This window comes from Actinophytocola sp., assembly GCF_045807065.1.
Taxonomy (GTDB): Bacteria; Actinomycetota; Actinomycetes; order Mycobacteriales; family Pseudonocardiaceae; genus Actinophytocola.
This window is the reverse complement of sequence record NZ_JBJMIE010000392.1, coordinates 1-8,499: the sequence shown is the minus strand read 5'-3', so window position 1 is coordinate 8,499 and position 8,499 is coordinate 1. Positions and strand designations below refer to the sequence as shown.

Below are 8,499 nucleotides of genomic sequence, written 5' to 3'. Positions count from 1 at the left end.
CACCGAGGTCCGCACGATCGTCATCGACGACGACGTGGCCGTGAAGGACTCGACCTACACGGCCGGGCGCCGCGGCGTCGGCGGCACCGTGCCGCTGGAGAAGATCACCGGCGCGGCGGCCGAGCGCGGTGACGACCTCGACGCCGTGTACGCGATCGCGCAGCGGGTCGTCGGCGGCGTCCGGTCGATGGGTATGGCGCTGACCGCGCCGACCGTCCCGCACGTCGGCGAGCCCAGCTTCGACCTGTCCGAGGACGAGATGGAGGTCGGCATCGGCATCCACGGCGAGCCCGGGCGGGCCCGCGTGCCGGTCGAGAACGCCGACGGCATCGTCACCCGCCTGCTCGAGCCGATCGTCGAGGACCTGCCGTTCGCCGAGGGCGACCGCGTCCTGCTGTTCACCAACTCGATGGGCGGCACGCCGCTGCTGGAGCTGTACCTCGCCCACGGCATCGTCGAGCGCCTGCTCGCCGACCGTGGGATCGTGGTCGAGCGCCGGCTGGTCGGCCCGTACGTCACGAGCCTGGAGATGCAGGGCATGAGCCTTACGCTGTTGAAACTCGACGACGAGCTGCTGGAGCTGTGGGACGCCCCGGTGCGGACCGCCGCGCTGCGGTGGGGTCGCTGACGTGGGCTGCACCGCGGCGGACGTGATCGCCGCCATCCGCGCCGCCGCCGGCACCGTCGCCGAGCACCGCGTCGAGCTGATCCAGCTGGACCGCGCCATCGGCGACGGCGACCACGGCGAGAACCTGGACCGCGGGTTCAGGGCCGTGCTGGCCGCGTTCGAGCAGTCCACCCCGGACAGCCCGAGCGCCGTGCTGAAGACGGTCGCGAGCACGCTGATCTCGAAGGTCGGCGGCGCGGCCGGCCCCCTGTACGGCACGGCGTTCCTCCGCGCGTCGGCCGTGGTGAAGGACAAGGCGGAGCTGGGCCCGGCGGAGGTGGTCGAGGCACTGACCGCCGCGCTGGGCGGCGTGGTCGCCAGGGGGAAGGCCGAGCTGGGTGACAAGACCATGGTCGACGCCCTGGACCCGGCCGTGCGGGCCGCCGCCGGTGGCGAGTCGGTGGCCCAGGTGCTCGCGTCGGCGGCTGACGCCGCCGAGGAGGGCGCCCGGACCACCGTCCCACTCGTGGCCCGCAAGGGGCGCGCCTCGTACCTGGGCGAGCGGAGCGCCGGGCACCTCGACCCGGGGGCCCGCTCGACCGCCCTGATGCTGCGGGCGTTCGCGGAGGTGGCCGCGCGGTGAGCGGAGCGTGCGGAACACAGCTCGGACGCGTGCGTCCGCGAGTCTGTGAGGGGAGGCCGTGAGCGGCGTGCGCCGGGTCGGGTTGGTCGTGGTGTCGCACAGCGCGGGACTCGCGGCGGGGGTGGTCGAGGTGGCGGCGCAGATGGCGCCGGACGTCACGGTCGTGCCCGCCGGGGGCACGGCCGAGGGCGGGATCGGCACGGACTTCGACGCGGTGACCGCCGCCGTCGAGCGGGCCGACGCGGGTGCCGGGGTCGTCGTGCTGTACGACCTGGGCAGCGCCCGCATGGTCGCGGAGATGGCCGTCGAGGCGGCCGACAACGCCCGGCTCGCCGACGCGCCGCTGGTCGAGGGCGCCGTGGCCGCGGCCGTCTCCGCCCAGGGCGGTGCGGACGTCACCGAGGTCGCCCACGCCGCCGAGGACGCCGCGGGCGTGCCCGGCGCCACCGCACCCGACCTGGCACCCGAACTGACCGTCGTACCGGACATCACCGCGGTGCCCGACATCAACGCCGTGCCCGACGTGGTCGGCGCGCCGGAGCCGGCCATCGGTGCGATCCCCGCGGGCGTCGACGTCGCCGGGGGCATGAGCGTCGCCGTGGGGAAGCCGCCGGCACCCGCCGAGGCCGTGGTCACCCTCACCAACGGGATCGGCCTCCACGCCCGCCCGGCCGCCGTCGTGGCCCGCGCCATGACCGGCCTCGACGCGGCGGTGACCATCCACTTCAAGGACGCGTCGGCCGACGGGCGCAGTGTCCTCGCCCTCATGGCCCTCGGCGCGCGGGGCGGCGACCAGGTGCGGATCACCGCGGCCGGCCCGCAGGCCGGCGAGGCCATCCGCACCTTCCAGGACCTGGCGGCCAGCAACTTCGGCGAGTGACGCCGCGGCACGACTCGCGGGTGCCGAACGCGGGACTCGCGCCGATGAGGTCCGAATACGGCTAGCCGGACGGTCCCTTCCGGGGGAGTGTTGAGGCGTGACCACCTACTCCGCGGTTCGTACCACCGGCATCTACTGCCGCCCCGGTTGTGGCGCCAAGCCGCGGGCGGAGAACGTCTCGACCTTCGAGCAGCCGGCCGCCGCCGAGGCCGCCGGGTACCGGGCCTGCCTGCGTTGCCGGCCCTACCGGGTCGCGGGCACTGTCCCGGACGAGGCACCCGAGATCGTCTGCCGTGCCGTGCAGCTGATCATCGCCGGGGTCTTGGACGACGGGAACGAGGTGTTGCTCGGGCGGCGCCTGGGGGTGTCGGCCCGGCACCTGCGCCGCATGTTCCACGAGTACCTCGGCGTCACCCCCGACCAGTTCGCCCGCTCCCGCCGCGCGCACTTCGCCCGCCGGATGCTCGACGACACCGACCTGGCCGTCGCCGATGTCGCGTTCGCCTCCGGGTTCGGGAGCCTGCGGCAGTTCAACCGGGCCATGCGGGACATCTTCCGGGCCTCGCCCAAGGAACTGCGCGCCCGGCGCCGCCGGGCCGACCGGCTCGTCGCCGACGGCGGGCTCGTGCTGCGGCTGCCGTTCACCGCGCCGTACGACTGGGACGCGATGGCCCAACTCCTCGCACGCACGGCGATCCCCGGTGTCGAGTCCGTCGTGGACGGCAGGTACCGGCGCACGATCATGCTCGACGGCGAGCCCGGCCTGCTCGAGATCGGTCCGGGCGGCGCGGACCACCTCCTGGTGCGGGCGCACCTGCCGTACTGGGAGGGCGTCATTCACGTGGTGGCCAGGGCCGCGCGGCTCGTCGGCGTCGACATCGACCCGGTCGTCGGCCGCGCCGAGCTGGCGAAGGATCCGGTGCTGGGGCCGCTCGTCGAGCGGCGGCCCGGGGTGCGGGTGCCGGGGGTGTGGACGCCGTTCGAAGTCGCGGTCGCGATGACCGAAGGGCCGGCCGAGGCGGGTGCGCTGGCGCGGCGGTACGGCGTACCCGTGCCCGGCCTCGACCACGGGCTCACGCACGTCTTCCCGTCCGCCGAGCTGCTCGCCGAGACCGACGAACCGGTTGCCGAGCTGGCGAAGGTCATGGCCGCCGGCGAGGAGCCGCGCGGGATCGACGCCGCGGCCCAGCAGTACATCGCGCTGCGGCTCGGGGTGCGGGACGCCTTCCCGGACACCGACCCGGCCGTCCGCCACGCGGTGCGGGGCGCGGACCCGCAGCGGTGGCGACCGTGGCGAGCGCTCGCCACGGTTCACCTCCTGCTGGCAGACCTCAGAGGCTGACGACCAGCTCGTGGTCGATCTCCACGAACTCCTCGACCAGGCCGGCGAACTGACCCGCGATCAGCTCCTTGTACACCGCGGAGCCGGTGTGCGCGTCGTACGCCGCCTGGTCGGCGAAGTGCTCGACGAACAGCAGGTAGTCCGGCCGCGCCGGGTCCCGGTAGACGCGGAACGACAGCGTCCCGTCCTCCTGGCCGGGGCCCTTCGGTGCGAACTGGTGGACGAGCGCCTCGGCCGCCGCCTGCTTGCCTGCCTTGAGCGGGATGGGGAAAACCTTTGCGAGCACGTGATTTCCTCTCCTGAGTCGGTGCGGAAAGGATCTCCCGGGACACGCGTGCCGGTCCGGCCATATCCGGTCAGAGGTACGACGCCAGCTGCTGGATCTCCGCCGTGCGGGAGGCGACGATCCGGCCCGCGAGCGCCCGCGCGTCCTCGTTGTACCCGTCCTTCTCCTCCATGCGCGCCAGCTCGACCGCGCCGTGCTGGTGACCGGTCAGCAGGTTCAGGAACCGGCTGTCGAACTCCGGCCCCGGTGGCGTGTCCCGCAACACCTCCAGCACGGCCGGATCGGTGCCGTGCATGCCGCCGTGCCCGGCGTGCGCCGCGGGGTCGAGGTCGGGCGCGATCGGCTGGTGCCAGCGGGTCAGCCAGCGCTTCATCTGCCGGACCTCGTCCTCCTGCGTCAGCCGGATCGCCTTCGCCAGGTCCCGGATCTCCTTGCGGGAGGCGCGTTTCTCAGCGAGCCGGGCCATCTCGGTGCCCTGTTCGTGCTGCGGAACGGCCATCTGCAGGAACATCACGTCGGTGTCGTTGTACGTGCCGTCCGGCGGCGGCGCGGACGCCGACGCGCCCGTGGTCTCGGTGAACCCGACCCCGCAGCCGGCGACGAGGAAGAGGACGGCCAACAGGAGGAGCCTCATTCTGAGCGGAGCTTGCGGAGCGAACATCGCGACCGGCCTCCCAAGGGGATGCCGGCCGGCGCGGAGCGGACCCGCGCCGGCCGGCAAGCGCTACCGAGTGATCAGACGGCCTGCCAGAGCGCAGGGGTACTCGGCGGCTCCCAACCCGGCAGCGCGGTGTGGTTCTGCAGTGCCCGGTAGGTCGTGCCGTTGTAGGTGACCACGGACCCGGCCGCGTAGCTCGTGCCGGCCGCCCACGTGCCGCTCGCCGGCTGCGGTTGCGGGGCCGGGGTCGGACTCGGCGTGGCCGGCGAACCGCCGACCTGGAGGTCCACGCACGAGTAGAACGCGTTGGTCGTGTCGCCGACGTTCCACACGGCCAGCAGCTTGACCCGGCCGCTCGCGTTGCCGAGGTTCACGGTGTGCGTGAGCGTGGCCGGCGGCGGCTGGTTGTTGAGCTTGAACTCGGCGAGCATCGTGTTGCCGATGAAGTACTGGAAGGTGTCGGTCGCGTGCCGGGCGGTGAAGGTCCACGTGAAGTTGACCGTCCTGCCGACGGACGTCACCTTCCACGGTTTGGTGTCATCGGTCAGGTCGGCGAACCGGGCCACGCCGCCGTTGCAGCTGCGCAGGCCCTTGGGACCTTCGACGCTCTGCGGCTCCCACTGGATGTCGCCGCAGGACACCGTGTGCTGCGCGCACTGCGCCTGCCGGCTCGGCGGGGTGAGGATGTAGCCGTGGGCACTCGCCGTCGCCGCGGGCAGCACCACCAGCCCGAGGGGCGCGATGACGGCGGCGGACGCGAACATGATCAGTTTTCGTTTCAGACTCATGCGGATCTCCCGGGGAGCAGGGGCCAACCGGAGATGCGTGGTCTAGACCACAATATCTGGTTTAGACCAAATTCGCGCGGTAGTCAAGTGGTGGCGCGATGTGAGCGTCCGGATGAGGCGCGCGCCGGTTTCGTGTGGATGGCGGAGCTGGACCCGGCGGCGCACTTCCCGCTCCGGCCTCGAGCCCATCTCGAGTGGAGCGTGGTGCCGTGGAGGCGTGGTGCTCGCGATCTTCCTCGGCACGTTCATGTCGCTGCTCGACGTGAGCGTGGTCAACGTCGCCCTGCCGGACATGCGGGTCGACCTCGGGGCCGACTTCAGCACGGTCCAGTGGGTCGTCGACAGCTACACCCTCTGCCTGTCCGCGCTGATCCTGTCCGGCGGCTCGCTCGCCGACCGCTACGGCCGCAAGCGCCTCTACCTCGGCGGCCTCGCGGTCTTCACCGCCGGCTCGCTCGTGTGCGCACTCGCACCCGTCACCGCCGCGTTGGTCGTCGGCCGGATCGTGCAGGGAGTCGGCGCCGCCGCGGTCGCGCCGGGGGCGCTCTCCCTTCTCGTGCAGGGATTTCCGGAGAAGCGGCAGCAGGCGCGGATGATCGGGCTCTGGGGTGCCTGCGTCGCGCTCGCGGTGGTCGTCGGGCCGCTCGTCGGCGGGGTGCTGACCGACGTGTTCGGCTGGCCCGCGATCTTCCTCGTCAACCTGCCGCTCGGCGTGGTCGCGATCGTCGCCGGCTGGCGGGGGATCGCCGAGAGCGCCGACCCCGCGCACGCCGGCGCCGACCCGGCCGGGCAGGTGCTCGCCGTCGGCTGGCTCGCGGCGCTGACGTACGCGGTGCTGGAGGCCGGCCACCGCGGCTGGGATTCGGTCCTGATCCGCACCCTCCTCGCGGTCGCCGCCGCGTTGCTCGCGATCTTCGTCGTGGTGGAGAGGAGGGCCGCGCGGCCCATGCTGCCCGGCGCGTTGTTCGCACGGCCGCGGTTCGCGGTGGTGACGTTCTCGTCGTTCGTGCTCGGGTTCGGCGCGTACGGCAGCTTCTACCTCCTTTCGCTGTTCCTCCAACAGGTCCAGGGCGCGTCCGCGGCCGTGACGGGCGTGGAGTTCCTGCCGTACTCGCTCGGCATCGCGGCCGGCTCGGTGCTCGGCGGCCGCATCGGCGGCCCCCGGCTCATGTTCGCCGGCTACACCATGATCGGCGCCGGGCTCCTGGCGCTGCTGGTCGTCACCCGCGGCACGGCGTACCCGGTGATCGGCTCGCTGTTCGCGGTCCTCGGCGTCGGCATGGGTTTCGCGATCACGACCACCAACTCGGCCGGCGTCACCGCGGTCGGGCGCGAGCGGTCCGGTACCGCCGCCGCGATCGTCAACGCCGCCCGGCAGACCGGCACGGCCCTGGGCATCGCCGCCCTCGGCGCGATCGTGAACGCCCACCTGTCCGGCGGCGACGACCCGGCCGCCTTCACGACCGGCCTGCACGTGAGCCTCGCACTGGCCGGCGGCCTCACACTCGTGGCCGCCACCCTCATCGCCACGGTCATCACCACCACCCGGCACCGGCGGCTCACCGTCGTCCCACCCAGCACCCGGCCCGACGACCTCACGGCACCGGTGCGCCGCGCCGGGTAGGGCGCGAGGAACCGCTGGTGCTGGCTGCGCCAGCTCGCCGCAGCTGCCCCGGCTCGACGCTCGCTCCAGCCGCGGCTCTCCCGCGCAGGCCCGTGCACGCGGCTGTCCGGCGACCGGCTCGGGTTGGCCACCGCCCGGTCACCGGTTGCTCCTATCCCGCCGGCCAGGGCTGGCAGCGGGTCCTCAGCGCCTACGTCCGGTTCCCGCAGCGCATGGACGACGGCGGCCATGTCACCCCGGCGGCGGGGGTTGGGCAGCGGATTCGGGTGTCAGGTCTGGTTTCCGCGCAGGGCCGGGCGGCTGGCGGTCGTGTCACCTCGGTGGCGGGGGTTGGCAGCGGTTTCGGGTGTCAGGTCTGCTTTCCGCGCAGGGCGCGGGCGACGGCGGCCGTGTCACCCCGCCAACCAGGGCGGCAGCGGGTCCTCAGCGCCTACGTCCGGTTCCCGCGCAGGGCGCGGATGACGGCGGCCATGTCGTCGTCCTGGTCGCCGGCGGTGCCGAACAGCCGCTCCAGGGCCGCGGCGAGGTCGGAGGCGACTCCCACCTCGTCGGCGGCCTCGCGGATCAGGCCGGCGTCCTTGGCCGCGCCGCCCAGTGCGAACGCGGGCGCGAACTCACCCGACAGCATGGCCTTGCCCTTGAGCTGCGCGTACCCGCTGTCGAGCGGGCCGCCCGCGATCAGCTCCAGGAACTGCCGGGGGTCGAGGCCCAGCCCCTCCGCGAGGGCCACGCTCTGCGCGGTGCCCGCCGTGAGCGTGAGGACCCACGCGTTCATCACGAGCTTCAGCCGGTGCCCGTCGCCCGGGCGGTCGCCGACCCACACGACCTTGGCGCTGATCGCGTCCAGCACGGGCTCGAGCCGCTCGTCCCGCTCACCGGCGGCGAGGACGGTCAGCTGCCCGTTCTCGGCCGGCTGCCGGGTGCCGAGCACGGGAGCGTCCACGAAGGACACACCGTGCTTGGCGGCCAGCTCGGCCAGCCCACCGGTCTCGGCCAGGCCGATCGTGCTCGTCTGCAACCACACCGCGTCCGGCCGGACCGCGGGCAGTGCCTCGGTCATCACGTGGCAGACGGACTCGAAGTCGAACAGCATCGTCACCACGACGTCCGCGTCCCGGACGGCCGACGCCGGGTCCTCCGCGACCGGCAGGTCGAGCGCGCGGGCCTTGTCCGCGGAGCGGTTCCACACGGTGACGTCGAGCCCGGCGCGCGCCATGCTGCGGGCCATCCCAGCGCCCATGATGCCGGTACCGAGCAGTGCAACCTTGGTCATGGTGCCAACCTAGCCCCGATCGCGGCCGCCCACCCGGCGATGCGCCCCGGCGGGCTTTATCGAACAGAAACAGTGGCGGGGCAACCATTTCCCCCTCGGCGATGTCTTCGAAGTGTGTTGGTATGGCTGAGGCGGACCGCGGGCCTCGTGCTCGCGCTGGCCGCCGCTGGGGGAGTGGTCGGGTTCGCGGACGCGCCGCACGAGGAGGTGGCGTCGGCGCTGGCCGTGCCACGTCCCGTGCCGGCCCCGCATCCCCTGCCGGCGCCACGGGATCCCGAGTACGCGATCGCCTACCAGCGCGGGTACTCCGACCGCGCCGGTGGCCGCGTGCTCGTCGAACGCTGGGTGCTGGCGGGCACCGCGTTCCGCGAACGGGTCACGGTGAACGGTGTGCTGCT

Annotated in this window: 10 protein-coding genes; 6 read left to right on the top strand and 4 right to left on the bottom strand. The window is 73.3% G+C overall.

Translation table 11 applies throughout. The features are described 5' to 3' along the window. The 4 genes from ACJ73U_RS22975 to ACJ73U_RS22960 form a co-directional block, all read left to right on the top strand. Positions 1-628, top strand: a 628-nt coding sequence (locus ACJ73U_RS22975; RefSeq protein ID WP_407779753.1) for a dihydroxyacetone kinase subunit DhaK, incomplete at its 5' end; no start/stop codon positions are given. A 1-nt stretch (position 629) separates the two neighbouring features. Continuing rightward, positions 630-1,250: a dihydroxyacetone kinase subunit DhaL gene (dhaL, locus tag ACJ73U_RS22970; RefSeq protein ID WP_407779752.1), complete on the top strand. Its 621-nt coding sequence runs from the start codon at positions 630-632 to the stop codon at positions 1,248-1,250. A gap of 58 nt (positions 1,251-1,308) precedes the next feature. After that, complete coding sequence (gene dhaM / locus ACJ73U_RS22965) at positions 1,309-2,130, top strand: dihydroxyacetone kinase phosphoryl donor subunit DhaM (RefSeq protein ID WP_407779751.1); 822 nt, start codon at positions 1,309-1,311, stop codon at positions 2,128-2,130. Between the two features lie 97 nt (positions 2,131-2,227). Continuing rightward, a complete protein-coding gene (locus ACJ73U_RS22960; protein ID WP_407779750.1) occupies positions 2,228-3,472 on the top strand; it encodes an AlkA N-terminal domain-containing protein in 1,245 nt (414 codons plus the stop codon). Here the strand turns inward: ACJ73U_RS22960 and ACJ73U_RS22955 are convergent. The 3 genes from ACJ73U_RS22955 to ACJ73U_RS22945 all read right to left on the bottom strand — a co-directional run bounded on the left by ACJ73U_RS22955 (position 3,462) and on the right by ACJ73U_RS22945 (position 5,204). Beyond that, entirely contained in the window at positions 3,462-3,758 is a 297-nt protein-coding gene (locus tag ACJ73U_RS22955) for a putative quinol monooxygenase (protein ID WP_407779749.1), read from the bottom strand. The genes ACJ73U_RS22960 and ACJ73U_RS22955 overlap by 11 nt on opposite strands. 70 nt (positions 3,759-3,828) lie before the next feature. After that, positions 3,829-4,392 carry a DUF305 domain-containing protein gene (locus ACJ73U_RS22950; RefSeq protein ID WP_407779748.1) on the bottom strand — a complete coding sequence of 188 codons (564 nt, stop codon included), beginning with the start codon at positions 4,390-4,392 and terminating at the stop codon, positions 3,829-3,831. Positions 4,393-4,493: 101 nt separating this feature from the next. Then, on the bottom strand, positions 4,494-5,204 hold the full coding sequence (locus tag ACJ73U_RS22945; RefSeq protein WP_407779747.1) for a lytic polysaccharide monooxygenase: 711 nt from the start codon (positions 5,202-5,204) through the stop codon (positions 4,494-4,496). A gap of 220 nt (positions 5,205-5,424) precedes the next feature. On the opposite strand from ACJ73U_RS22945, the gene ACJ73U_RS22940 reads away from it, so the two are divergent. Beyond that, complete coding sequence (locus ACJ73U_RS22940; protein WP_407779746.1) at positions 5,425-6,828, top strand: MFS transporter; 1,404 nt, start codon at positions 5,425-5,427, stop codon at positions 6,826-6,828. A 430-nt stretch (positions 6,829-7,258) separates the two neighbouring features. Here ACJ73U_RS22940 and ACJ73U_RS22935 read toward each other — a convergent pair whose 3' ends face one another. Beyond that, positions 7,259-8,101: an NAD(P)-dependent oxidoreductase gene (locus tag ACJ73U_RS22935; protein WP_407779745.1), complete on the bottom strand. Its 843-nt coding sequence runs from the start codon at positions 8,099-8,101 to the stop codon at positions 7,259-7,261. A 114-nt stretch (positions 8,102-8,215) separates the two neighbouring features. On the opposite strand from ACJ73U_RS22935, the gene ACJ73U_RS22930 reads away from it, so the two are divergent. Then, on the top strand, positions 8,216-8,499 hold a 284-nt coding region (locus tag ACJ73U_RS22930), incomplete at its 3' end, for a hypothetical protein (protein WP_407779744.1).